Genomic DNA, 24,727 nt, shown 5'->3' on the forward strand with positions numbered 1-24,727 from the left:
GGGTCAATCTACGCGTCGGGCGCGGCAAGGCGCAATGCGCGTTCTTCCCGAGTCAGCGACCTCGTTCATCGGTGCGGAAAGCCCATCGCCAAAGCGGGACACACCTTGCGACAGAGCCAGGACCGCCGGGCGCCACGCGCAACCGCCCTTTTCGGGGTGAACACTCCGCGGCAGGCCCCGAAAAGCAGAAGCCCCGCACTTGGCGGGGCTCCGGACACCTGCCGTACCGGGCTGACTCAGTCGTCGCCCTTGGACAGGTCGTCGTCGGCGACCACCTCGGCGGCGGCCCACTCCAGCGCTTCGCGCTCCTTGCGCTCGCGCTCGGCCTTTTCCACAGCGTCGACGTACTCGGCGTTGATCTGGCGGGCGGCGATCTCGCGCAGGGCGAGCACGGTCGGCTTGTCGTTGGCTTCGGTGTTGTCCAGCTGCGGCTCGACGCCGTTGGCCAGCTGGCGGGCGCGCTTGGCGGCCATCATGACGAGTTCGAAACGGTTGTCGACCACCTGCAGGCAGTCTTCTACGGTGATGCGGGCCATGGGGCTCCCGGCGGCCTGGCGGCCGTCAATGCGGATACAAAGGGGACGGGAGTGTAGCCGAGCACCCGCCGACAGGCAAGCATCGACTTTCCAATCAATGACTTAGGAGCTACGGCTCGCTGGCCAGCAGCTGGCTGATCAGGCGGCCGTGGCGGGCGACCTGGGCCTCGCGGCGCAGGCGGCTGGCGGTGAAGATCGCGCACATCTCGTCGACGGCGGTGGCGAAGTGCTCGTTGACGATGACGTAGTCGAATTCGCCGTAGTGCGACATCTCCTCGCGCGCGGCGGCGATGCGCTGGGCGATCACCGCCTCGCTGTCCTGGCCGCGCGCGCGCATGCGCTGCTCCAGCGCGTCGCGCGAGGGCGGCAGGATGAACACGCTGACCGCGCCGGGCACCTTGGCCCGCACCTGCCGCGCGCCCTGCCAGTCGATCTCCAGCAGCACGTCCTTGCCGCTGGCCAGCTGCGGTTCGACCGACTGCCGCGCGGTGCCCTTCCAGTCGCCGTGGACCCGGGCGTGTTCGAAGAAGTCGCCGGCCTCGACCATGCGCTCGAATTCGCCGGCCTCGACGAAGTGGTAGTGCTCGGCATGGCGTTCGCCCGGCCGCGGCGCGCGCGAGGTGAACGAGATCGACAGGCAGATGTTCGGATCGCGCACGAGCACCGCGTTGACGATGCTCGACTTCCCGGCGCCGGACGGCGCGGCGACGATATAGAGGGTTCCGCGCATGGTCATTCGATGTTCTGCACCTGTTCGCGGACCTGGTCGATCAGCACCTTGAGCTCGACCGCCGCGGCCGAGCTGCGTGCGTCGACCGACTTGGAGCCGAGCGTGTTGGCCTCGCGGTTGAACTCCTGCAGCAGGAAGTCGAGCCGGCGGCCGACCGCCTCGCGCAGCTTCAACACCCGCCGCGCCTCCGCGACGTGCGAGTCGAGCCGGTCGAGCTCCTCGTCGACATCGAGTTTCTGCAGCCAGATCACCAGCTCCTGTTCCAGCCGCCCGGGATCGGCAGGCTGGGCGAGGTCGGCCAGCCGCGCCTCGAGCTTGGCCCGCTGGCCGGCACGGATCCGCGGCATCAACTCGCGCACCTCGGCGGCGATGCGGGCGATGCCGTCGACGCGCTCGTTGATGGCCGCGGCGAGCTTGGCGCCCTCGCGCTCGCGCGCGGCAACGAACTCGTCGAGCACCTCGTCCAGCAGCGCCAGCGCCTCGGCCTTCAGCGCGTCCGAATCGGTCGCCGGCGCCTGCAGCACGCCGGGGAACTGCAGCAGCTGAGTGAACTCGGTATGCAGGCCGGGAAAGCGCGCGTCGAGGTCGATCGCCAGTTCGCTGAGCTCGCGCAGGCGGCCGAGGTTGGCGTGCAGGCCGCCCTCGCCTTCCGGTGCGCGCAGGCGCAGGGTCAAATCGAGCTTGCCGCGGCCGATGCGCGCGGCGATGCGCTCGCGCAGTACCGGCTCCAGCGCGCGCAGGTCGTCGTGCAGGCGCACGCCGATCTCGAGGAAGCGGTGGTTGACCGAACGCAGCTCGCACCCGAGCGTGCCCCAAGGCGTCGCGCGCTCGCCGCTGGCGAAGGCGGTCATGCTGCGGATCATCGTGAATCCCAAGGCCGACAAGGGGCGAATGGTAAACTCGCGCGCCCCCAAGACGGTAATCGGCGCCATGACAGACGGCAGCAACGCGTTCACGCGACCCAGCGGCCGCGCGCCGGACCAGCTGCGCGAAGTGCGCATTGAACGCGGCTTCACCCGCCACGCCGAAGGCTCGGTGCTGGTCAGCTTCGGCGACACCCGGGTGCTGTGCACCGCCAGCGTCGAGAACCGCGTGCCGGGGTTCCTGCGCGGCAAGGGCGAAGGCTGGGTCACCGCCGAGTACGGCATGCTCCCGCGCGCCACCCACACCCGCAGCGACCGCGAGGCCGCACGCGGCAAGCAGGGCGGCCGCACGCTGGAGATCCAGCGCCTGATCGGCCGATCGCTGCGCGCCTGCGTCGACCGCAAGCTGCTCGGCGAACGCACCATCACCCTCGACTGCGACGTGCTCCAAGCCGACGGTGGCACCCGCACCGCCGCGATCACCGGCGCCTATGTGGCGCTGGTCGACGCGATCAACGGGCTGGTCGCCTCGCGCGCGATCAAAGTGCCCAACGGGCGTTCGCCGGTATTCGGCGCGATCGCCGCGGTGTCAGTCGGCATCTACCGCGGCGTGCCGGTGCTCGACCTCGACTACGCCGAGGACTGCGACTGCGACACCGACATGAACGTGGTCATGAACGACGGCGGCGGCTTCATCGAGCTGCAGGGCACCGCCGAGGGCCACGCGTTCCGCCGCGACGAGCTCGCCGCGATGACCGCGCTGGCCGAGCTCGGCATCGCCCGGCTGGTCGAAACGCAGCGCGAGGCGCTGGCCGGGTGAACGCGCCGGGGCTGCGCCGGATCGTCGTCGCCAGCGGCAACGCCGGCAAGCTGGCCGAGTTCAACCGCCTGCTCGGCGAGGCCGGTTTCGAGTTCGTCGCGCAGGGCGAGCTCGGTGTGGAGGACATCCCCGAGACCGGCCTGACCTTCGTCGAGAACGCCCTGCTCAAGGCCCGCCACGCCGCCCGCGTGACCGGCCTGCCGGCACTGGCCGACGACTCGGGGCTGTGCGTCGACGCCCTCGGCGGCGCCCCCGGCCTGTATTCGGCGCGCTACGCCGGCGAGCCCGGCAATGCCCAGCGCAACATCGACAAGCTGCTGGCCGCCCTTGCCGACATCCCCGAGGACCGCCTCGGCGCGCACTTCCACTGCACCCTCGCCCTGCTGCGCCACCCCGACGACCCGCGTCCGCTGATCGCCCAGGGCGAATGGCACGGCCGCGTCCTTACCGCCCCGCGCGGCACTGGCGGGTTCGGCTACGACCCGCTGTTCCTCGATCCGGATACCGGATTGACAGCGGCGGAGCTCGACCCAGCGACCAAGAACCGCACCAGCCATCGCGGGAAGGCGTTGGCGATCCTTCAAGAGCAACTTGCGCGTAGCTGAGCGGGTTTGCGTCGACCGGGTAGAACGGCTGGAAGGAATCGCAGGGGCGCCTGTCGAGTAGTCCGCACAGTCGCTCCCCGATACTCGCTTGGTGTGCGGGCTACCCGACAGGCGCTTTGATGGGTCGCTGGAGCTTGTGGGGAAAGCGGGTAGATCGGGCCCCGCCAGTACCGGTTCTCGGATCGCGGCTGGAGCCGCTCCTACAAAGGCGTGGCTGATCTGACAGTTGCGTCTCTGCTCTTGCCGATGTCGCCATCGTCGACGCAGCTCGTCTCCTCACGGCAGCGGCCCGGTCCTCCCTCCCGAAGGAAACGCAACGGCACGCGTGGCGTGGGTGGCGGGGGAGTTGCGGAGAGCAGGCCATGGATGGCCTGCGGCCCCGAGTCGGGACAGGACGTCCCGACCGAGGGGCGGAGCCAACTCCCCCGCCGCCCGCGCCACGCAGCGCGCCCCATCCGAAGCCGCTCTTCGCTCTTCGCTCTTCGCTCTCCGCCCTTCAGCTTTCACCCTCACCCGCCCCACCAAAAGCCCGCGCGCACCGCCAAGTGGGACAATTGCCACGTGAGCCAGCCCCTGACCCCGCCCCCCCTCTCCCTCTACGTCCACATCCCGTGGTGCGTTCGCAAATGCCCCTACTGCGACTTCAACTCGCACGAAGGCCGCGGCGAACTCCCCTTCGCCGCCTACGTCGATGCCCTCCTCGCCGACCTCGACCACGACCTCCCCCTCGTCTGGGGCCGCACCGTCCAGACCGTCTTCTTCGGCGGCGGCACCCCCAGCCTCATGCCGCCGGACTTCATCGATCGCTTCCTGCAGGGCGCCAGCAGCCGCCTGCGCTTCGCCCCCGGCTGCGAGATCACCCTCGAAACCAACCCCGGCACCGCCGAGCACGGCCGCTTCGACGGCTATTGCAACGCCGGCGTCAACCGCCTCAGCTTCGGCATCCAGAGCTTCGACGACGGCTGCCTGCAACGCCTCGGCCGCATCCACGACAGCCGCGAGGCCGAGGCCGCGGTCAAGCTCGCGCAGGACGCCGGCTTCGACAACTTCAACCTCGACCTGATGTACGCCCTGCCCGGCCAGGACCTGGCGATGGCCGAACGCGACCTCGAACGCGCGTTCGCCCTGCAGCCGACGCACGTCAGCCATTACCAGCTGACACTGGAACCCAACACCGTGTTCGCCGCCCGTCCGCCGGCCGGCATTCCCGACGACGACCTCGGCTGGGACATGCAGGAGCGCTGCCAGGCGATGCTGGCCGATGCCGGCTACCGCCAGTACGAGGTCAGCGCCTACGCACAGCCGGGCCGCGAGTGCGCGCACAACCTCAACTACTGGACCTACGGCGACTATCTCGGCATCGGCGCCGGTGCCCACGGCAAGATCGCCCTCGGCCACGACGGGTCGATCCTGCGCCGCTGGAAGCACAAGCATCCGACGCGCTACCTCGCCGACGCCGGCAGCGAGGCCGCGATGGGTGGCGACGAGCGGATCGAGCCGGCGCGCCGGCCGTTCGAGTTCATGCTCAACGCGTTGCGGTTGATCGACGGCTTCGACCTGGCGCTGTTCGAAAAGCGCACCGGCCTCCCCGTGGCCAGCATCCAGCCCCGCCTGGACCAAGCCATCGAGCGGGACTGGCTGCGCATCGACGACGGCCACGTCCGGCCGACCGAACTCGGCCGACGCTTCGCCAACGATGTCATCGGGTTGTTCCTTCCGGAGTAAAGTCCGTTGGCCGGATGAGATTCGGCCGTGCCGACGAGACCTGAGTCCGCGGCACAGTCCCTCACCGCGGGCAAGCCGGCTGCAAAAAAGGGCCTAAAGTTCCCGGCGGCACCGCCGTTAACGCCTGCGGCCGCCCGCGCATTCACATTGGCACGGGTAGGCTCGAATCCGTTCCGCCCCCGTGGCGGACGCCCACCGACAGGATGGAGCCGACTGCATGCCCGATCGCCAGCCGCCGAGCCCCTCGCCGTCACCCCCGGCCCTGCCGCCGCGGGTGCACGACATCGTGCAGCGGTTGCTGACCTCGCTGTCGAGCGACTTCCGGCGTGAGCTGGACCGCCTGCTGGTGACGGTGGAATTGGAGCTGGCGCGGCAGGCCGAGCAGAGCCGCGACCCCAGCGCGCGCGCGCAGCGATTGGCCGCGGTGCGTGCGCTGCAGGTCAACGGCGGGCGGTTCGCGCCCGTCCTGTTGCGCCGGCTCGAAGCGGCGTTGATGGACATCCGCAATCCGCGGCCGGCCAACGAGGCGTTGCCGCCCACCACGCGCCTGGAAGGCCTGCGGCTGGTCGACGACACCGAAGTCGACGAGGACGCCGAGCTGCATTCGATCGCCGAGCGGCTCGCGCGACGAAGCCGGTTGCCGCTGCTGCTGCTCGGCCAGCGTTTCGGCGTGTTGGCGGGCGCCCCGGCCTTCGACGCCACCGACCTGCCGGTGGGGCCGCATTGCACCGCCGCCCACCTGAGCGCCGCCACTGCGGAACTCGGCGTCGATCTGGACACGCGGCTGCTGCTGTACCGGACCTTCGAGCGCCAGTTCGGTCCCGATTACGAAGCCATCGTCGAGTCGATGAACGCCCTGTTGGCCCGCGAACGCGTGCTGCCGGGGCTGACCTACGTGCCGTTGCGTCGGCCGCGACGGGCGGTGCGCTCCGACGATACCGCCACACCTGCACGCGGCGAGGACACCCAGTCCAGCACCAGCACCGGCGCGGGCGGCGGTGGGTACACCGGGTGGGCCGGCAGCCAGGGGGGCGAGCGCGACGATCCCGCGGTACGCGCCGACTCGGAGGAGACCGTGGCCCTACTGCGGCGGATGCTGGCCGGACGGGACTCGCCCCCCGCGGCGACGGAACCGCTCCGCCGCGAGCAGCCGGCGGTGGCATTGACGACCGCGGAGGTCGAAACCGCCCTGGCCACGCTGCAGGCCCGCAGCGCCGGCTCGGCCGCGCCGCCGGGCGTGGCCGCGATCCGCCAGGCCCTGCTCGCGCAAAGCCGGCTGCAGCGAGGCCATGCCGCCGCGCTGTCGCCCGAGGATAACCAGACCTTCGAGCTGGCCGACATGTTCCACCGCGAGGTGCGTCGCCAGCTCCGCCCGGACAGCCCGAGCCGGGCAATGGTCGACCGCCTGCAGATTCCGCTGTTGCGGGTCGCACTGCAGGACCCCGGGTTGTTCGTCGATCCGCAGCATCCGGCGCGCCGGCTGCTCAACGCCGTTTCCGAAGCGGGTGCGCGCTGGCTCGGCCCGGAGGAAATCGATACCGAATTGCTGGTCCAACTGCAGCACGCCGTCGAGCGCGTCGCCCTGCGCTCCGGCGAGGACCCTTCGGTATTCGCCACGGTCGACCAGTCGCTGCAGCAGCACTTCCGCAAGGTCGCCCAGCGCGCGGAGATCAGCGAACGGCGCCAGGTGGAAGCCGGGCGCGGGCGCGAGAAGCTGCTGCTGGCGCGGCGCCGGGCGCAGGCGGTGGTCGGCGAGGCGATCGGTAACCGCACCCCGCCCCGGTTTGTCGGCAACGTGCTCGAGCACGCCTGGGTGGACGCGCTGACGCTGGCCCTGCTGCGGCACGGCGTCGACTCGCCGGAGTGGCAGGAGCGGTGCGACGACACCGCAAGGATCGTCGCGGCCGGCATCACCGGCGAACCGCTCGATGCGCAGACTGGCGAGCGGGTCGCCCGCGCCCTGGTGCTGGTCGGCCATGACCGCGCCGAAGCCGATGCGATCACCGCCGTACTCACCGGCACGGTCGGCGAGGACGAGGAGCAGGGTGCATCGCGCACCGAACTGGCGATGAAGATCCGCGCCCGCACGCGCCTGGGCGAGGACGCTCCGGCAGCCCGCGCGTCCGCTCCGGAGCCGCTGACCGCCGAGGAGCAGGCGTGGCGGCAACGCCTGCTCGACCTGCCGCCGGGCACCTGGATCGAGTTCGATACCGCGACACCGGGTGGCATCGTGCGGCGCCGGCTGGCGTGGTCGAGCGCCCGCACCGGCGACGTGGTGTTCGTGAACCAGCGCGGCCAGCGCGTCGACGACGGCGTGCCTGCCGACATCGAGGCACTCGCGCGGCAGGTCACTGCGGGCCGTGCACGCGTGGTACCGGCCGAACGTGGCCGGCTGGTCGACGCCGCCTGGCACGCCGCACTGTCGGCGCTGCGTGGGCCGGAGCGAAACGGAGAGCCACGATGACCACCGAGGAATACCGCCGCGCCGACCGGTACGACGTCCCCGACACCGTGCAGGTCGTCGACACCATGACCGAGGCCGTGGTCGGTCGGCTGGGTAATATTTCCGAGACCGGCATGCTGCTGATCGCCCACGGCGCGCTGGTAGACGACGCGCTGTACCAGTTCCGGCTGGAGGTCGACGGCGACCGAGGCCACGTCATCGAGGTCGGTGCGCACCTGCTGTGGCAGGACCGCGCCAGCGCCGCCGGGCAGACCTGGATGGGCTTCCGCTTCATCAAGGTGCTCGACGACCACGCCCGGCCGCTGCAGCACTGGCTGCAGTCGCTCGCCAGCCGCGCCGGCTAGCTGCGCGGCGCGCCCAGCCCGCGGTGGAACGGCACCGGCTCCGGCCGGTGCAGGCTGAAACCCTGTGCGTAATCGACGCCGATGTCGGCCAGCGCGCTCATGACCGCCGGGCTCGACACCCATTCGGCGATCACCACGAGCCCGCGCTGGTGGCCGATGTCGTTGACCGCCCGAACGATGGCGTAGCTCATCGGGTCGCTGAGCAGGTCGCGGATGAAGCTGCCGTCGATCTTGATGATGTCCACCGGCAGGTTCTTGAGATAGCCGAACGAGGACATGCCGGCACCGAAGTCATCCAGTGCCAGCTTGCAACCGGCCTCGCGCAGCCGCCCGAGGAAGCGGCTGACCTGCGACAGGTTGCGCACCGCCACCGTCTCGGTGATCTCGAAACACACCCGCTCCGGCGCGACCCCGTGGCGCTGCAGCAGGTCGAGGATCAGGTCGCCCAGCGACTCGTCCTCGATGCTGGCACCGGAGAGATTGATCGTCGCCAGCCTGAGGCGCTCGCCGCTGGGATGCAGCCGGTCGAAGTTGGCCAGCGCGGTCTCGATCACCCAGCGGTCGATCATCGGCATCAGGCCGTAGCGCTCCGCCGCCGGCATGAACGCACCGGGCAGCACCAGCCGCCCGTCCTGGTCGCGGAAGCGCAGCAGCAGCTCGATGTATGGGCCGGCCGGGTCGGCGGTCAGCGGCCAGACCTCCTGGTACTTGAGCAGCAGGCGACCCTCGGCCACCGCCCAGCGCAGGCGGTTGGCCCACTCCATCTCACCGTGGCGGCGGGCGGTCTCGTCGTCGCTGGCGGAATAGAAATGCACCCGGTTGCGGCCGCTCTCCTTGGCCATGTAGCAGGCGGTGTCGGCCTGCGCGAGCACGTCCTTGAACACCTGGCCGGGCTGGTCGAGCACCACCCCGCCAATGCTGGCGCTGATGGTGTAGGTGCGTTGCTCCCACGCGAAGACATAGCCGTCGATGCGCTCGCGCAGCCGCTCGGCCAGCGCAGCGGCGTCCGCCGGGTCGTGCAGGCCGGGCACGAGGATGCCGAACTCGTCCCCTCCCAGGCGCGCCAGCAGCGCCTCTTCCCGTGCCAGCAGTTCGCGCATGGTGGTGGCGAGCTGGATCAGCAACTGGTCGCCGGCGGTATGGCCGGACGTGTCGTTGATCAGCTTGAACTGGTCGAGGTCGATGTAGAGCAACGTCGCCGCCGGACCGCCGCTGGACAGTCCGTCGAGCACGCGCTCGACACGGCGCTCGAACTCGCGCCGGTTGTAGAGCTCGGTGAGGGCGTCGTGGCTGGCCTGGTAACCGAGCAGTTCGGTCAGCTGGCGCTGCTCGGAGATGTCGCTGGCGACCATCAGCAGCATGTCGTCGCCGCCGACCTCGACCCGTGCCACCGACACACTGGCCCAGAAGCGGTCGCCATTGGCGCTCACCAGCACCGCCTCCACCGGGCCGCCGCCGCCGGGCTCGCCGTGCTGCAGCCGCGCGCCCAGGCGCGGCTCCTCGAAGAGCTCGGCCAGCGAGAGCCCGCCCACCGCCTCGCCCAGCCGCAACCGCGAGGCCTGGTTGGCGTAGGTGATGCCACCGTCGGCACGCGCCAGCAGCACCAGCGCCGGCAGCAGTTCGTTGAGCACGCGGAAACGCTCCTCGCTTTCACGGAAGCGGCGGCTCATCCGCCAGCCCTCCTCCAGCGCGCGCCGGCGCGAGGTGAGCGCGGACCACACCAGCAGCGCCGACAACGCGCTGGCGAGCAGCCCGGGCCACAGCACCGACTGCGACCAGCGCGACATCGCCAGCGGACGCTCCAGCGAGTGCAGGCTGACCTTCCAGCGGCGGCTGCCGTACGTGACGAGCCGCCCGGCTTCGTGGCCGGCGTCAGGGTGATCATCGCGGTGCGAGTCGAACAGGGGCTGCACCGGCCCGTCGGTGACGTCGACCACCCGCACGTGGTGGGTCAATCCGGGTTCCGCGGGCAACGCGTTGCCGATGAGTTCGGCCACGTTGAACGAAATCGCGATCGAACCGCGCATGCGCTCCCGACGCTCGGCCACCGTCCGCGGCGGCGCACCCGGCTCGAACACCGGCAGGCGGACGGTGACCCCGGCGCGGGCCACGCCGTGCCCGTCGTTCTGCCGGCCCGGGTGTCGGCCTTGGGGCTGGTCCAGGACAAGCCCGGCCTGGACGCGCTCGCCCTGCGCCGGCTCGTCCTGCACCAGCCCGAAAGGCGCCGACAGGACCGGCCGGTCACTGTCGCGCGAGGCCAGCAGCGCGGCGAGGTTCGGCGGCTGACTGGCCACGTCCAGCCCCAGCAGTGCGGCGTTACCTCTGCGCGGCGCCACCATCGTGGTGATGAACCGGTCCCCGTCCGCACCGGGTCTCGCCTCGGCATACGCCATCGCCCGCAGGCTGGGCAGGCGTTCGCGCGGGCGCAGGTTGGCGTAGAGGTGGGCGAACTCCCGCGGCTCGACCTCCGACGAGGCCAGGAACAGGGTCTGCACCGAGCGCGCCAGCATCTCGCAGGCGCGCAGGCGGTCGAGGATGGCGGCCGTCGCGGCGTCGGCGGCGGCCTCCAGCCGGTCGCCCTGTTCGGCGTCGAGCTGCCGCTGCTGCGAAGTGGCCAACCACATCGACAGGACCACGCCCAGCAGGAGTGCGCCGAGGCTCCAGATCCAGGCCGCCACGCCCAATGGCGCAACGTGGACCGCCTCGAGTCCGGGCTGCGGGCCCGACGGGAATCCGTCAGAATCCTTGTTCTCCCGCAAGAGAACTCCCATGACCGCCCAAGAGATGCCGATGTTATACACGCAACACGTCGACGAGTTGCAACGACGCAGCGCGGCAGCACTGGAGCGCGGCGGCTTCGATCACCTGGTGGTGCCGAGCGGGTCCGTCCACTACCAGTGGTTCGACGATCGCGACTACCCCTACGCGGTCAATCCGCAGTTCAAGGCCTGGGCGCCGCTGGTCCGCAACCCGGGCAGCTGGCTGGTCCACACCCCCGGCGAGAAGCCGCGGCTGATCTACCTGCAGCCGTTCGATTACTGGCACGTGGTGCCCGAAGCGCCGGCCGGCTACTGGGTCGAGCACTTCGACATCGTGGTGATCCGCACCGCCGAGGAGGCGCTGCAGCACCTGCCGCGCGACCAATCGCGGTGCGCGATCCTCGGCGAGCCGCAGAGTGCGCTGGGTCCCGACAGCGCCTTCGCACCCAACAACCCGGCAGCGGTGGTGGACTACCTCGAGTTCCATCGCGCCATCAAGACGCCGTACGAGATCGAGATGATGCGCGCCGCCACCGCCCGTGGCGTGCGTGCGCACCGCGCCGCCGAGCGGGCGTTCCGCGCCGGGGCCAGCGAGTTCGGCATCCACCTGGCGTACTGCCAGGCCGCGCGGCAGGATGCCAACGATCTGCCCTACGGCAACATCGTGGCACTCAACGAGCACGGCGCGGTGCTGCACTACACCGACCGAGACCGGCTGCCGCCCGCGCAGCCGCGCAGCTTCCTGATCGACGCCGGCGCCAGCCACGACGGATATGCGTGCGACATCACCCGCAGCTACGCCCACGACACCGGCAGCGAGTTCCAGTCGATGATCGACGCGGTCGACGCGGCCGAGCAGCGCCTGTGCGACCGGGTGCGGGCCAATGTGGATTACCGGCAGATCCACCTCGACGCCCACCTGGAGATGGCGACGATCCTGCGCGACTTCGGCGTGGTCGACATGGCGCCCGAATCCATGGTGGAGACCGGGGTCAGCGCGAAATTCTTCCCGCACGGCATCGGCCACTACATCGGCCTGCAGGTGCACGACGTCGGCGGCTTCCTCGCCTCCGACCGCGGCGGCACCATCGACAAACCCGACGGCCATCCGTACCTGCGGCTGACCCGCGTGCTGGAGCCCGGCGCGGTGGTGACGATCGAACCGGGCATCTACTTCGCCGACCTGCTGATGCGGGAGCTGCGCGAGGGCGAGCACGCCGGCGCGGTCGACTGGGGCAAGGTCGATGCATTCCGCCCCTACGGCGGCATCCGCATCGAGGACGACGTGGTCTGCACCGGCGGCGACCCGCTCAACCTCACCCGCGAAGGGTTCGCTGCGCTGGATTGATCCCGACGCTGCTCCGCTTTGAAGCCGCCCGCGTCCCCAGGCCGCGGGCGGTTTCGTTTCCGGCGATGCGGTTGCAAGGCATGTTGCCCGGCGCCACTGCCGGGCACCCCGACCGGGCAGGCTTTTCCCGTTCTTGCAGGAGCGATCGACCGCGTTCTGGAGCCGGTCGATCGGCCGGGCATCCGACGCCTCGCGTCCTCAACCGTCGCCGCGCGCCGCCATGAACGCCTCGATTTCGTCGGCACTGCGGGCGAGCTTGTCGGTCAGCACCTTGTGGCCGTCCTTCGTCACCAGCACGTCGTCCTCGGTGCGGATGCCGATGCCGCGCCACTTGGCGGCGACGCTGGTGTCGTCGGGGCGGATATAGAGTCCGGGCTCGATCGTGAACACCATGCCCGGCTCGAGCAGGCGCGATTCACCGTCCAGACGGTAGTCGCCGACGTCGTGCACGTCGATGCCCAGCCAGTGACCGGTCTTGTGCGGATAGAAACGCCGGTAGGTGCGATCGGCGAGGTGCTTCTCGAGCTTGCCCTTCAGCAGGCCGAGCCTGAGCAGGCCTTCGGTCAGCGTTTCCACCGCCGCCAGATGCCCGGCCTCGTAGGGCGTACCGGGCCGCGCCTGCGCCATCGCGGCCGCATGCGCCTGCCCCACCAGCTCGTGCAGGATCCGCTGCTCCTTGCCGAAGCGGCCGTTCGCCGGGAACGTGCGGGTGATGTCGGCCGCATAGCCGGCGTATTCGGCGCCGGCGTCGATCAGCACCAGATCGCCGTCGCGCACCGGCCCGTTGTTGGCGACGTGATGCAGCACGCAACCGTTGCCTCCGGCGCCGACAATGGTGCCGTACGCGGGCACCGCGTCGCTGGCGCGGAACACGCGCTCGACTTCGGCCTGCAACTGGTACTCCTGCATGCCGGGGCGCACCGCCCGCATCGCGGCCTGGTGGGCGGCGACGGTGATGTCGGCGGCGCGCTGCATCAGGCGCAGCTCGTCGCGGTCCTTGAACAGGCGCAGCTCGTCGAGCAGGTGACCCAGCTCGAGGAACTCGTGCGGCGGCTTGTTGCCCATCTTCATCATCGCGCGTACGCGGTTGACCCAGCCGATGAGCTTGAGGTCGAACTCGGCGTCGCGGCCGAAGTGGTAGTACACCCGCGAGCGGCCCTCGAGCAGGCCCGGGAGGATGTCATCCAGGTCCGCGACCGGGTAGGCGTCGTCCAGCCCGAATGCCTCGACCGCGCCCTCGGGCCCGAAGCGCGGCCCGTCCCAGCCTTCGCGGTCGGGGTCGCGCTCGCGGCAGAACAGTACGGTTTCGCCGTGCTTGCGACCGGGCACCAGCACCAGCACCGCCTCCGGTTCAGGGAAGCCGGTCAGGTACAGCAGATCCGAATCCTGCCGATAGGGATAGTGGGTATCACGGCTCCGGATTCGCTCGGGCGCAGCTGGCAGAATCAGGATGGCGTCGTCGCCGGCGATCCGCATCAGTTGCCGGCGCCGGCGCGCGTATGCCCGGGGGGGCATGGTCAGGGGGGTGTGCATGTCAGTTCAATCGTTGGCGGTGCCGCGCGGCGAGCACGCAGTCGCCGTGCAGCAGCAGGGTGGCGACGCGCACGAACTCCTCGATCTCGGCCAGGGCCTGCTCGTCCTCCTCGTCGCCCTCCTCCTGCGCGGAGGCGGCCGCGAACTTCGCCAGGTCGCCCAGCGCCTCGAGGCTTTCCTCCGACAGCTTGGGCTCCGCGCCCGCGGCCAAGCCGAAACCGCCGAGGAACCCGCGGCACCAGTCGAACAGTCCGCCGCTGCGCTGCGCCAGCGAGGCGTCGGCGGCGGGCAGCAGCAGGGTGAACTCGAAACTGCGGTCCTCCAGCTGTGCCGTGCTCGCCAGCCGCAGCCGGTCCAGTGGACTGTCCTCGGCAGGTGCGGCCAGGGTGTCGTCGAGCAGGACGCGCGCCGGCCAGTCCCGCACCGAGGCGCCGCCGCCGGCGAGCCAGCCGCACAGGCTGCCGTGGAGTTCGGAAGCCGAACTCGCGAGGGCGAGACGGCGGATTTCGGCGTCGACCGCGGACAGGTCGGGCAAGTCGCTTTGCGACACGGGCATTCACCACGGATGGAAGGCCGCCAGTCTAGCAATCGCCCGCGGCCGGTCCGGCGCGGGTCGTACACGGCGGCGGCCGACGGCGGCGATGCCGGGCGGCGCTTGTTGTCGGCGCATACGGCTGCCTACACTGCCCGCTGCCACGCCAACCACCGCGGTGCCGTGCGATCCCCATTGAGCGCTTTCGCCCTGTGCCAGGGTCGCCGCGTCGCCGTACTGCTTGCCGCCCTCGTGCTCCTGGGCGCGGGGTGGACGGCGCCGGCCCAGGCCGCCACCCGCGACTTCTACTTCAGTCCGATCGGCAGCGAGCGTGGCCTGGCACAGAACTCGATCACGGCCCTGGTGCAGGACCGGCAGGGGTTCGTCTGGGTCGGCACCCAGGGCGGGCTGCACCGCTATGACGGCCAGCGCTACGTACCGTACCGGCATGATCCGCGCGATCCGGCCAGCCTGCCGGAGAGCTTCGTCACCGCGCTGGCACTGGAGGGCGAGGACGCGCTGTGGGTCGGGTTCTATTCGCAGTTCCTGTCCCGTATCGACCTGCACAGCGGGCGCATCGAGCGTTTCGCACCGGCAGACCCGAACCTCGGGCAGGCCGCTCGCCAGGTGGCGGCGTTGCTGGCCCACGATGGCGGGCTGTGGGTCGGCACGCTGGCGGGACTGCAACGCTTCGACCCCGCGACCGGCGAACATCGGCAGGTGCTGTCGTTGGACCCGCAGGCGCTGCGCGGCTCGCCGTACCAGCAGCTGGTCGCCGATCGAAGCGGCGGGCTCTGGTACGGCAACGCCGGAGGACTGTTCCGCATCGACGACCGGCTGCGGGCGCGGCTGGTCGGCGCGCCGGCGGCGGTACGCAGCCTGTTCCAGGATCGCGACGGCCAGGTGTGGGTCGGCCGCCGCGACGGCCTGTTCCGGGTCGGCAGCGAAGGGACGCTGGAAAAGGCCTGGCCACTGCGCGACACGGACGACAGCACCGGTATCCGTGCGATCACCCAGGCACCCGACGGCAGCCTGTGGGTGTCGGTGTACGGCTCCGGCCTGCTGCGGTTCGATCCCGGCTCGGGCGCGCACCGGCGGATCCGCGGGTGGTCGGCGGTCGCCGCGAGCCTGCCGGAGGACACGGTCAGCGCCCTGATGGTCGATCGCGGCGGCATGTTGTGGGTGGGCGGGCAATCGCGCGGCCTGGCGGTGACCGATCCGTCCGGCGCGCGCTTCAGCTATGCGCTGGACCTGGAGAGCCGCGGCGAGCGGCGCCCCGCGGCCGGGGACAGCGTCCGCGCCATTCACGAGGACGCCGACGCCACGCTGTGGATCGGCACCGATGAAGCCCGCCTACTTCGCTATTTCCCGGCCGGGGACCGGTTCGAGGACTGGACCGCCCGGCTGCCGCCGGCCTCGACGCCACGCCGGGTGGTGGCGATCGCCGATGCCGGGCATGGGCGGCTCTGGATGGCCACCAACGAGGGCCTGCTGCGGCTGACGCCATCGACCGGCACTTTCGAAACCATCGCACTAGGGACGTTCACCGACGTCAACCTTCGCAGCCTGCTGGTCGACCGCAGCGGTGACCTGTGGCTGGGCACGTTCAGCCACGGCGCGCTGCATTACCAGCGCGGGCGGAACCGCATCGTCCAGTACAGCCACAGCGAAGGCGACACCCGCCGGCTCGCGCATCCGACGGTGCATGCGTTGCTGCAGGACCGCCGCGGACGGATCTGGTTCGGCACCGGCGGCGGCCTGGACATGCTGGAACCGGCCAGCGGCCGGCTGCACCACCTGCGCGCGAAGGACAACGGCATGGACACCTTCCCGGGCGGCCTGGTGCGCGCCCTGCACGAGGGCGAGGACGGCACGATCTGGGTGGGTACGCACTCGGGCCTGGGCGAGGTGGTTGAGACCGCCGATGGCCGGATCCGCTTCTTGCAACCACTGGCCGAAGCGCTCGACGGCCGCATGCCGCCGGCGGTGTTCTCGATCGCCAGCCACACCGGGCCCCGGGGCGAGCGGCTGTGGCTTGGGACCGACGTCGGGGTGATCCGCTTCGATCCCGCGGCCGGCCTGGTCCGGGCCTTCGGCCTGGCCGACGGATTGCAGGACCTGGAGTTCAACGGCGGCGCGGTGGCGCGCCTGGCCGACGGCAGGATCGCGCTGGGCGGCGTGCGCGGACTGAACCTGTTCGACCCTTCGCGGATGCGGAGCGCCGATTACGTGCCGCCGTTGCGGCTGCTGTCGGCACGGGTCGGCGCCGACGCCCCGGACGAGGCCGGCGTGCTGTGGCGGTCCAGCCGGCTGGACGTACCCGACGGCGCCGACATCCTGCGGCTGCGGATCGGTGCGCTGGACTTCTCGCCGTCGGCCAACACCCGTTACCGCTACCGCCTGGACGGGTTCGACAAGGGCTGGGTCGACAACGGATCGCACGCGGACATCACCTATACCCGACTGCCGCCCGGCGACTACCTGTTCCGCGCGCAGGCGACGGACCGCGACGGGCACTGGAGCCCGCGCGAGCTGCAGGTCCCGGTCCACGTCGCGCCCCCGCTGTGGCGTCACCCGCTGGTCATCACCGCGACCTCGCTCGCGCTGCTGGGCCTGCTGGCCGCGCTGGGCTGGCGCTGGCACCGGCGCCGTCAGCGCGAGCAGGGCTGGTACCGCCAGATCAGCGAACGCGAGGAGCGACTCAAGCTGGCGCTGTGGGCGTCGGGTGAGCAGTTCTGGGATTACGACATCGGCAGCCGCGAGATCCACCGCATGCGCGTGCCGGAGCCGGCAGGCACCCGGCCGGCGGTCGCGGTGCACAACCATGTCACCAGCGACCGGATCATCCACGTCGACGACCTGCCGCGCGTGCGCGAGACCATGCTCCGCCACCTGCGCGGCGAGGTGGCACTGTTCATGTCCGAGCACCGCACCCGCGACGGCGAGCACGGCGACTGGCGTTGGGTCCGGGCGCGCGGGCGGGTGGTCGAACGCGGTGCCGACGGGCGCGCACTGCGGGTCGCCGGTACCGCGCGAGACATCACCCACAACCGCAGCGCCGAGCGCGAACGCCGCATCTCCAGCGAGGTGCTGCGTTCGATGGCCGAAGCGGTCGCGGTGTTCGACCGCAACTTCGAATTCGTGTCGATCAACCCGGCGTTCGAGCACATCACCGGGTACCGCGAAAGCGAGGTCATCGGCCGCTCGACCGGTCTGCTCGACAGCATCCAGCACGACCCGCGCTTCTACCGCCACATGCGCGACGAGCTGCAGCGCGAGGGCCGCTGGTCGGGCGAGATCTGGCAGCAGCGCAAGGACGGCGGAGAGTTCCTGTGCTGGTTGCAGGCGAGCGCGGTCGGCGACGAGGACGGCGAGCGCGATCATTTCGTAGTGGTGCTGAGCGACATCACCGACCAGAAACGCGCCGAGCAGGAGCTGCGCTACCTTGCCAACTACGACACCCTCACCAACCTGCCCAACCGCGCCCTGCTGTCGGAGCGACTGGCCCGCGCGGTCGACCGCGCCCGCACCACCGGCCGCCACGTCGCGGTGCTCTTCCTCGACCTGGACCGGTTCAAGGACATCAACGACTCGCTGGGCCACGCCGCCGGCGACCGCATCCTGCGCGAAGCCGCCCACCGTCTGCAGCAGACGGTGGGCCGGCACACCGTCGCCCGGCTTGGTGGCGACGAATTCACCGTGGTGCTGGAAGACCTGGAAACGGCGCAACAGGCGGACCGGGTCGCGCGCGACCTCATCGCGGCCTTCGAAATGCCGCTCGACGTCGGCGAACACCATGACGTGGTGATCTCGCCCTCGATCGGCATCAGCGTGTTTCCGGAGCACGCCCAGCAACCGGCCGACCTGCTCAAGCACGCCGATACCGCGATGTACCAGGCCAAGGCCATGGGCCGGCGCACCTTCATGCGCTACGCCGACAGCATGGACGTGGAGGTGCGGCGCCGCGCCACCATCTCCGCGGCGCTGCGCAAGGTGCTCGACCGTGGCGAGCTGTCGCTCGCGTTCCAGCCCCGGCTGAGCCTGGCGGACAACCGGGTCGGCGCGGTGGAGGCGCTGTTGCGCTGGCACAGCCCGGAGCACGGCGAGATCGGCCCCGCGCAGTTCATCCCGCTGGCCGAGGAAACCGGGCTGATCCTGGAGATCGGCGAATGGGCCCTGCGCGAGGCCTGCACCACCCTGAAACGCTGGCGCGACGAAGGCCTCGACAGCGTGTCGGTGTCGGTAAACGTGTCCTCGCTGCAGTTGCTGCGGGGCGAGCTGCCGGGGCTGGTCGCGCGTGTACTGGCCCAGACCGGGGTGCCGGCGGGGTGTCTCGAGCTGGAGCTTACCGAGAGCGTGATCATGGGCAACGCCGCCGAAACCGCCGCCACCCTGCAGGCACTGCGCGCGATCGGCGTCAGCCTGGCGATCGACGACTTCGGCACCGGCTACTCGTCGCTGTCCTACCTCAAGCGCCTGCCGATCAACACGCTGAAGATCGACAAGGAGTTCGTCGACGACCTCACCCACGATCCCGACGACGCGGCCATCACCAGCACCATCATCACGATGGCCCATTCGCTGGGATTGAACGTCGTGGCGGAGGGGGTCGAGAACGAGGCGCAGGTGGAGTTCCTGGTCCATCGAGGGTGCGACGAGATTCAGGGTTACTGGTTCGCCCGACCCATGGCGCCGGAGCCCTGCCTCGCCTTCCTCAGCGAGCGGCGGGTCGACATGGCGCTGCCCGGCTGAGGCCGCGGCGCGCCTTGACCGGCCTGCCGCGCCTGCTATCTTGCGCGGATGGACCGCGCCGAACTGCTCGCCCAACTCCAGCGCCTCGTCGAGCGCATTGACGAGTTGGCCGATCGCACGCGCCGGTTGCAGGACGAGAACCGCAGCCTGCGCCAGCAGCAGGAAGCACTCGCCGGCGAACGCTCGGCTCTGCTGGCCAAGAACGAGCAGGCGCGCGCGCGGGTCGAGGCCATGATCGCGCGGCTGAAGTCGCTGGAGCAGCACACTTGAGCACGACCCAGCCGGTGAGCATTCGTCTGCTCGATCGCGAATACACCGTCGGTTGCGAGCCCGACGAGCGCGACAGCCTGCTGGCGGCGGCGAAGCTGCTCGACGGCCGGATGCGCGAGATCCGCGGCACCAACCGGATGGCGGCGCTCGATCGCGTCGCGGTGCTGGCCGCACTCAATTTCGCCCACGAGCTGCAACAGCTGCGCGACGAGGACGAGAACCGGCATCGCGAACTCGCCCGCACTCTGGGCGAGTTGCAGCGCAAGCTGGACGGATTGCTCGACCCGGCCGCGCGGTAGATCCGCGCCGCGCTGAACTACACCCCAGCGAGGCCGATGGACGGCGTTCACCGCCGGTCGCAGAGCGCTATAATTCCCGCACGTCCTCTGCTGTGGACGACGGCGCGCGCAAACATTCGCCTTGTCCCTTAATCGCGACCGCGGGGGCGCAGCGGAAGCCCGGAGTGCAAGTCCGCCCTGGTAGCGGGAAGCCCGAAGGCCTCCAAGCGTCCCCACTTGAACCCCGGGTTCAAGGTCGTTTCGCGCGCATCGCCATCGGCGGAGGACTTTTTCTTTTCCCGGGCCGCCTGCGTCCGGATGAAGGCCACCGTTCCTTCGGTACTTTCACCCGCCCCAGCCATTCACCTGAGCGGATCACGCCGGATGACCGTCGATCGCGCCGACCTGTTGCGCCCCTTGCGTTCCGCACTTCGCCAGCGTCGACGCGACCTTCCGGCCGCTGAGCGTATCGCCGCCGCGCAGCGCTTGGCGCGGCACCTGCTGGCACTGCCGTTCGCTCCGGACTCGGGGTACGTCGGGGGCTATTGGGCGATGGACGGCGAAGTCGCGCTCCACGCATGGCAGCTCGGCCTGCCGCCCGGTTGCGTGTACTGCCTGCCGGTCCTGTCCGGCGACCGTCTGCGGTTCGCCCCGTGGCGGCCCGGCGATGATCTGGCCACGAACCGCTACGGCATCCCGGAGCCGAACATCTCCGCTGCTTCGCTCATCGACGCCGAGCAGATGGCGCTCGTGGCCATGCCGCTGGTGGGCTTCGACGCGCACGGGCAGCGGCTTGGCATGGGCGGTGGCTGGTACGATCGCACCTTCGCATTCCGCCAGGAGCAGGCTGCCCCACCGTGGCTGGTCGGCGCGGCGTTTGCGTCCCAACAGGTCGACCGGCTGGAGTCCGCCGTCTGGGACGTCGGCCTGGACGCGGTCTGCACCGACGCCGATATCCACGATTTCCGGACCACCCACACGAGATGACCACGCGCCGCCGATACTGGCTGATGAAATCCGAACCCGACGCGTTCTCGATCGATGACCTGCAACGGGTCGGAGTCGAGCCCTGGAACGGGGTTCGCAACTACCAGGCACGCAACTTCATGCGTGACGGCATGCGCGTCGGCGACGGCGTGCTGTTCTACCACTCCAACACCACGGTGCCCGGCATCGCCGGTACCGCCACCGTGGCCAGCCAGGCCTATCCGGACGACACCCAGTTCGACCCGGCGTCGGATTACTACGATCCGAAATCGACGCGCGAAGAGCCGCGCTGGCAACTGGTGGATATCGCGTTCGAGCGCAAGCTGTCGCGGACCATCTCGCTGGAAGAGATCAAGGGCCACGCCGACGAACTCGGCGAGGAATTCGCCCTGATCCGGCGCGGCAACCGGCTTTCGGTGTTCCCGGTATCCGCGGCCCAGTACAAATTCCTCCTCTCCCTTGAGTGACCCATGTCCGAAGCCAAGCGTCTCGCTGCCCTCAAAGCCATTGATTACGTCGAAGACGGCAGCATCGTCGGCGTGGGGACCGGGTCCACCGTCGCCTACTTCATCGAGGCCCTCGGAGGCATTCGCGGGCGCATCAAGGGCGCGGTCTCCAGCTCGGAGCAGAGCACCGACCGGTTGCGTGCGCTCGACATCGACGTACTCGACCTCAATGCCACCGGTCCCCTGTCGCTGTATGTGGATGGCGCCGACGAATGCGACCCGCACAAGCGACTGATCAAGGGCGGCGGCGCGGCGCTGACGCGCGAGAAAATCATTGCCGAGGCCAGCGCAAGGTTCGTCTGCATCATCGACCCGAGCAAGCAGGTCGATGTACTCGGGCGGTTTCCGCTGCCGGTGGAAGTGATTCCGATGGCCCGCAGCCTCGTGGCACGCGAGATCCTGAGCATGACCCGTGCGCAACCGGTCTGGCGCCAGGACGCGGAAGGGCGCGGCGTGATCACTGACAACGGCAACGCGATCATTGATATCCACGGTCTGGCGATCACCGATCCCCTGGCGATGGAACAGGCCATCAACCAGATTCCCGGAGTCGTCAGCGTCGGTCTGTTTGCCCGTCGGCCGGCGGATGTCGTGATTGTGGGCGGTGAACCGCCGCAGGTGCTGTAGCGCAGCGGCAGGTTTGCCGTGTCATTGCTTCTGACACCTGGACGACTGAGATCGCTTCTCCCGGCGGCGCGCCCCTCGGCAAGTTCACCCTGACCCGGGCATTCGACGCCGCACTGGTGGACGACCACCGGGTGTACCACGGCGTCACCCCGGTATCGGCCGGACCGGCCGAAGGCCCGTCCCACCGGGACGTGCTGGTGGTGACGTACCGCCGCGCCTGAGTGCGCCCCTCTCGGCCGTAGCCACCCGGCCGGCGCACCGTCTCCAGATCACCCGGGCCATCGCCGGAAGGTACGCCAAGGACACCGTTCACGCCTGCAGCGACGCCAAAGAAGAAGGCCGGTCCCTTTCGGGGACCGGCCTTCGGTGTAAATGCTCAGCGATGACCTACTCTCGCATGGCAAGGCCACACTACCATCGGCGCATGTGCGTTTCACTTCCGAGTTCGGGATGGGATCGGGTGGTGCCACACAGCTATTGTCACTGAGCAAGCTGTTGGAGCGTCGCCTTGTGGGCGCCAGCTCGCATGGGGTGGGACGTAGCGAAATTGGGTTGGAATGTCGACGCGTCGTCGAGTCCAAGGCCACTTGAGGTTATATGGTCAAGCCACACGGATCATTAGTACTGGTTAGCTCAATGCATTGCTGCACTTACACACCCAGCCTATCAACCACCTGGTCTTGATGGTTCCTTCAGGGGAGTCAAGCTCCCGGGAGATCTCATCTTGAGGCGCGCTTCCCGCTTAGATGCTTTCAGCGGTTATCGCTTCCGAACATAGCTACCCGGCAGTGCCACTGGCGTGACAACCGGAACACCAGAGGTTCGTCCACTCCGGTCCTCTCGTACTAGGAGCAGCCCCTCTCAAATCTCCAACGCCCATGGCAGATAGGGACCGAACTGTCTCACGACGTTCTGAACCCAGCTCGCGTACCACTTTAAATGGCGAACAGCCATACCCTTGGGACCGACTACAGCCCCAGGATGTGATGAGCCGACATCGAGGTGCCAAACACCGCCGTCGATATGAACTCTTGGGCGGTATCAGCCTGTTATCCCCGGAGTACCTTTTATCCGTTGAGCGATGGCCCTTCCATACAGAACCACCGGATCACTAAGACCTACTTTCGTACCTGCTTGATCCGTCGATCTTGCAGTCAAGCACGCTTATGCCTTTGCACACAGTGCGCGATGTCCGACCGCGCTGAGCGTACCTTCGTGCTCCTCCGTTACTCTTTGGGAGGAGACCGCCCCAGTCAAACTACCCACCATACACGGTCCCCGACCCGGATTACGGGCCCAGGTTAGAACGTCAAGCACGACAGGGTGGTATTTCAAGGATGGCTCCACCCGAACTGGCGTCCGGGTTTCACAGCCTCCCACCTATCCTACACAGACGAACTCAACGTTCAGTGTAAAGCTATAGTAAAGGTTCACGGGGTCTTTCCGTCTTGCCACGGGAACGCTGCATCTTCACAGCGATTTCAATTTCACTGAGTCTCGGGTGGAGACAGCGCCGCTGTCGTTACGCCATTCGTGCAGGTCGGAACTTACCCGACAAGGAATTTCGCTACCTTAGGACCGTTATAGTTACGGCCGCCGTTTACTGGGGCTTCGATCAAGAGCTTCGCCTTGCGGCTGACCCCATCAATTAACCTTCCAGCACCGGGCAGGCGTCACACCCTATACGTCCACTTTCGTGTTTGCAGAGTGCTGTGTTTTTGATAAACAGTCGCAGCGGCCTGGTCACTGCGACCCCCGCCAGCTATAGCCCGCATGGGCCACCAGCAGGGGTGCACCTTCTCCCGAAGTTACGGTGCCATGTTGCCTAGTTCCTTCACCCGAGTTCTCTCAAGCGCCTGAGAATTCTCATCCTGCCCACCTGTGTCGGTTTACGGTACGGTCTGCGTAAGCTGAAGCTTAGGAGCTTTTCCTGGAAGCGTGGTATCAGTCACTTCGTCCTAATGGACTCGTCTCGGTGCTCGGTGTTGATGGGATCCCGGATTTGCCTAAGATCCCCACCTACCGCCTTTCTCCGGGGCAACCAACGCCCGGTAGACCTAACCTTCTCCGTCCCTCCATCGCACTTACGCGAGGTGCTGGAATATTAACCAGCTTCCCATCGACTACGCATTTCTGCCTCGCCTTAGGGGCCGACTCACCCTGCGTCGATTAACGTTGCGCAAGGAAACCTTGGGCTTTCGGCGTGCGGGCTTTTCACCCGCATTATCGTTACTCATGTCAGCATTCGCACTTCCGATACCTCCAGCAGACCTCTCGATCCACCTTCAACGGCTTACGGAACGCTCCTCTACCGCGCATACAAAGTATGCACCCCAAGCTTCGGTTTACCGCTTAGCCCCGTTAAATCTTCCGCGCAGACCGACTCGACCAGTGAGCTATTACGCTTTCTTTAAAGGGTGGCTGCTTCTAAGCCAACCTCCTGGCTGTCTGTGCCTTTCCACATCGTTTTCCACTCAGCGGTAATTTGGGACCTTAGCTGTGGGTCTGGGTTGTTTCCCTTTTCACGACGAACGTTAGCACCCGCCGTGTGTCTCCCATGCAGTCTGTCCTGGTATTCGGAGTTTGCCATGGTTTGGTAAGTCGCAATGACCCCCTAGCCATAACAGTGCTCTACCCCCAGGAAGATTCACATGAGGCGCTACCTAAATAGCTTTCGAGGAGAACCAGCTATCTCCGGGTTCGATTAGCTTTTCACTCCTAATCACACCTCATCCCCTACCTTTGCAACGGGAGTGGGTTCGGGCCTCCAGTCAGTGTTACCTGACCTTCACCCTGGGCATGACTAGATCACCCGGTTTCGGGTCTATTGCCCGCGACTATGCGCCCTTATCAGACTCGGTTTCCCTTCGCCTCCCCTATACGGTTAAGCTTGCCACGAACAATAAGTCGCTGACCCATTATACAAAAGGTACGCAGTCACCCCGAAGGGCTCCTACTGCTTGTACGCACACGGTTTCAGGGTCTATTTCACTCCCTTCACCAGGGTTCTTTTCGCCTTTCCCTCACGGTACTGGTTCACTATCGGTC

General features: G+C 68.6%; 19 protein-coding genes, 2 rRNA genes and 1 other RNA gene (1 of these 22 only partly in view). 14 read left to right on the forward strand and 8 right to left on the reverse strand.

What is annotated here, in order from left to right:
- Positions 1-236 precede the first annotated feature (236 nt).
- The 3 genes from rpoZ to U8331_RS12335 form a co-directional block, all read right to left on the reverse strand.
- Complete coding sequence (gene rpoZ, locus U8331_RS12325) at positions 237-536, reverse strand: DNA-directed RNA polymerase subunit omega (protein WP_481131315.1); 300 nt, start codon at positions 534-536, stop codon at positions 237-239.
- 109 nt (positions 537-645) lie between these two features.
- Positions 646-1,266, reverse strand: coding sequence for a guanylate kinase (gmk, locus tag U8331_RS12330; RefSeq protein ID WP_481132982.1), 621 nt, complete (start codon positions 1,264-1,266; stop codon positions 646-648).
- 2 nt (positions 1,267-1,268) lie between these two features.
- A complete protein-coding gene (locus U8331_RS12335) occupies positions 1,269-2,129 on the reverse strand; it encodes a YicC/YloC family endoribonuclease (protein WP_481131316.1) in 861 nt (286 codons plus the stop codon).
- A 67-nt stretch (positions 2,130-2,196) separates the two neighbouring features.
- Here U8331_RS12335 and rph point away from each other — a divergent pair, with 67 nt between their 5' ends.
- From rph to U8331_RS12360, 5 genes are all read left to right on the forward strand, one after another.
- The gene (gene rph, locus U8331_RS12340) at positions 2,197-2,949 is read left to right on the forward strand and encodes a ribonuclease PH (RefSeq protein ID WP_481131317.1); all 753 of its coding nucleotides are present in this window, start codon (positions 2,197-2,199) and stop codon (positions 2,947-2,949) included.
- 11 nt (positions 2,950-2,960) lie between these two features.
- Entirely contained in the window at positions 2,961-3,554 is a 594-nt protein-coding gene (gene rdgB / locus U8331_RS12345; RefSeq protein ID WP_481132983.1) for an RdgB/HAM1 family non-canonical purine NTP pyrophosphatase, read from the forward strand.
- A gap of 561 nt (positions 3,555-4,115) precedes the next feature.
- On the forward strand, positions 4,116-5,279 hold the full coding sequence (gene hemW, locus U8331_RS12350; RefSeq protein WP_481131318.1) for a radical SAM family heme chaperone HemW: 1,164 nt from the start codon (positions 4,116-4,118) through the stop codon (positions 5,277-5,279).
- A 217-nt stretch (positions 5,280-5,496) separates the two neighbouring features.
- Positions 5,497-7,743, forward strand: coding sequence for a DUF1631 family protein (locus U8331_RS12355; protein WP_481131319.1), 2,247 nt, complete (start codon positions 5,497-5,499; stop codon positions 7,741-7,743).
- The gene (locus tag U8331_RS12360) at positions 7,740-8,087 is read left to right on the forward strand and encodes a PilZ domain-containing protein (RefSeq protein WP_481131320.1); all 348 of its coding nucleotides are present in this window, start codon (positions 7,740-7,742) and stop codon (positions 8,085-8,087) included. The genes U8331_RS12355 and U8331_RS12360 overlap by 4 nt, the downstream gene beginning before the upstream one ends.
- On the opposite strand, the gene U8331_RS12365 is transcribed toward U8331_RS12360, so the two are convergent.
- The gene (locus U8331_RS12365) at positions 8,084-10,765 is read right to left on the reverse strand and encodes a bifunctional diguanylate cyclase/phosphodiesterase (RefSeq protein WP_481131321.1); all 2,682 of its coding nucleotides are present in this window, start codon (positions 10,763-10,765) and stop codon (positions 8,084-8,086) included. The genes U8331_RS12360 and U8331_RS12365 overlap by 4 nt on opposite strands.
- A 91-nt stretch (positions 10,766-10,856) precedes the next feature.
- Here U8331_RS12365 and pepQ point away from each other — a divergent pair, with 91 nt between their 5' ends.
- Positions 10,857-12,194, forward strand: coding sequence for a Xaa-Pro dipeptidase (pepQ, locus tag U8331_RS12370; protein WP_481131322.1), 1,338 nt, complete (start codon positions 10,857-10,859; stop codon positions 12,192-12,194).
- A gap of 198 nt (positions 12,195-12,392) precedes the next feature.
- On the opposite strand, the gene U8331_RS12375 is transcribed toward pepQ, so the two are convergent.
- Positions 12,393-13,727, reverse strand: a complete 1,335-nt coding sequence (locus U8331_RS12375; protein WP_481131323.1) for an aminopeptidase P N-terminal domain-containing protein — start codon at positions 13,725-13,727, stop codon at positions 12,393-12,395.
- 1 nt (position 13,728) lies between these two features.
- Positions 13,729-14,277 (reverse strand): UPF0149 family protein, encoded by a 549-nt coding sequence (locus tag U8331_RS12380; RefSeq protein WP_481131324.1) that lies wholly within the window; start codon positions 14,275-14,277, stop codon positions 13,729-13,731.
- 177 nt (positions 14,278-14,454) lie between these two features.
- Here U8331_RS12380 and U8331_RS12385 point away from each other — a divergent pair, with 177 nt between their 5' ends.
- The 8 genes from U8331_RS12385 to U8331_RS12420 all read left to right on the forward strand — a co-directional run bounded on the left by U8331_RS12385 (position 14,455) and on the right by U8331_RS12420 (position 21,900).
- Positions 14,455-19,011 (forward strand): EAL domain-containing protein, encoded by a 4,557-nt coding sequence (locus U8331_RS12385; RefSeq protein ID WP_481131325.1) that lies wholly within the window; start codon positions 14,455-14,457, stop codon positions 19,009-19,011.
- A 48-nt stretch (positions 19,012-19,059) separates the two neighbouring features.
- Positions 19,060-19,281, forward strand: a complete 222-nt coding sequence (locus U8331_RS12390; RefSeq protein ID WP_481131326.1) for a TIGR02449 family protein — start codon at positions 19,060-19,062, stop codon at positions 19,279-19,281.
- Positions 19,278-19,580 (forward strand): cell division protein ZapA, encoded by a 303-nt coding sequence (locus U8331_RS12395; RefSeq protein WP_481131327.1) that lies wholly within the window; start codon positions 19,278-19,280, stop codon positions 19,578-19,580. The genes U8331_RS12390 and U8331_RS12395 overlap by 4 nt, the downstream gene beginning before the upstream one ends.
- An 81-nt stretch (positions 19,581-19,661) precedes the next feature.
- A non-coding RNA gene (ssrS, locus tag U8331_RS12400) (6S RNA) lies at positions 19,662-19,849 on the forward strand.
- 94 nt (positions 19,850-19,943) lie between these two features.
- Positions 19,944-20,546 (forward strand): 5-formyltetrahydrofolate cyclo-ligase, encoded by a 603-nt coding sequence (locus U8331_RS12405; RefSeq protein ID WP_481131328.1) that lies wholly within the window; start codon positions 19,944-19,946, stop codon positions 20,544-20,546.
- Positions 20,543-21,013, forward strand: coding sequence for an EVE domain-containing protein (locus U8331_RS12410; protein WP_481131329.1), 471 nt, complete (start codon positions 20,543-20,545; stop codon positions 21,011-21,013). The genes U8331_RS12405 and U8331_RS12410 overlap by 4 nt, the downstream gene beginning before the upstream one ends.
- A 3-nt stretch (positions 21,014-21,016) precedes the next feature.
- Positions 21,017-21,679 carry a ribose-5-phosphate isomerase RpiA gene (rpiA, locus tag U8331_RS12415; protein ID WP_481131330.1) on the forward strand — a complete coding sequence of 221 codons (663 nt, stop codon included), beginning with the start codon at positions 21,017-21,019 and terminating at the stop codon, positions 21,677-21,679.
- 89 nt (positions 21,680-21,768) lie between these two features.
- Positions 21,769-21,900 (forward strand): 2OG-Fe dioxygenase family protein, encoded by a 132-nt coding sequence (locus U8331_RS12420; RefSeq protein ID WP_481132984.1) that lies wholly within the window; start codon positions 21,769-21,771, stop codon positions 21,898-21,900.
- A 153-nt stretch (positions 21,901-22,053) separates the two neighbouring features.
- Here the strand turns inward: U8331_RS12420 and rrf are convergent.
- Together rrf and U8331_RS12430 are read right to left on the reverse strand one after the other, a co-directional pair.
- Positions 22,054-22,167, reverse strand: a 5S ribosomal RNA gene (rrf, locus tag U8331_RS12425).
- A gap of 109 nt (positions 22,168-22,276) precedes the next feature.
- A 23S ribosomal RNA gene (locus tag U8331_RS12430) occupies positions 22,277-24,727 on the reverse strand (it continues 427 nt past the right edge of the window).

This window comes from Lysobacter sp. CC-YZS074 (assembly GCF_056739745.1).

Excerpts from the sequence above, each read along its gene's own strand:
- rpoZ (WP_481131315.1), bottom strand. The coding sequence starts at position 536 with ATGGCCCGCATCACCGTAGAAGACTGCCTGCAGGTGGTCGACAACCGT.
- gmk (WP_481132982.1), bottom strand. The coding sequence starts at position 1,266 with ATGCGCGGAACCCTCTATATCGTCGCCGCGCCGTCCGGCGCCGGGAAG.
- U8331_RS12335 (WP_481131316.1), bottom strand. The coding sequence starts at position 2,129 with ATGATCCGCAGCATGACCGCCTTCGCCAGCGGCGAGCGCGCGACGCCT.
- rph (WP_481131317.1), top strand. The coding sequence starts at position 2,197 with ATGACAGACGGCAGCAACGCGTTCACGCGACCCAGCGGCCGCGCGCCG.
- U8331_RS12355 (WP_481131319.1), top strand. The coding sequence starts at position 5,497 with ATGCCCGATCGCCAGCCGCCGAGCCCCTCGCCGTCACCCCCGGCCCTG.
- U8331_RS12360 (WP_481131320.1), top strand. The coding sequence starts at position 7,740 with ATGACCACCGAGGAATACCGCCGCGCCGACCGGTACGACGTCCCCGAC.
- pepQ (WP_481131322.1), top strand. The coding sequence starts at position 10,857 with ATGACCGCCCAAGAGATGCCGATGTTATACACGCAACACGTCGACGAG.
- U8331_RS12375 (WP_481131323.1), bottom strand. The coding sequence starts at position 13,727 with ATGCACACCCCCCTGACCATGCCCCCCCGGGCATACGCGCGCCGGCGC.
- U8331_RS12390 (WP_481131326.1), top strand. The coding sequence starts at position 19,060 with ATGGACCGCGCCGAACTGCTCGCCCAACTCCAGCGCCTCGTCGAGCGC.
- U8331_RS12405 (WP_481131328.1), top strand. The coding sequence starts at position 19,944 with ATGACCGTCGATCGCGCCGACCTGTTGCGCCCCTTGCGTTCCGCACTT.
- U8331_RS12410 (WP_481131329.1), top strand. The coding sequence starts at position 20,543 with ATGACCACGCGCCGCCGATACTGGCTGATGAAATCCGAACCCGACGCG.
- rpiA (WP_481131330.1), top strand. The coding sequence starts at position 21,017 with ATGTCCGAAGCCAAGCGTCTCGCTGCCCTCAAAGCCATTGATTACGTC.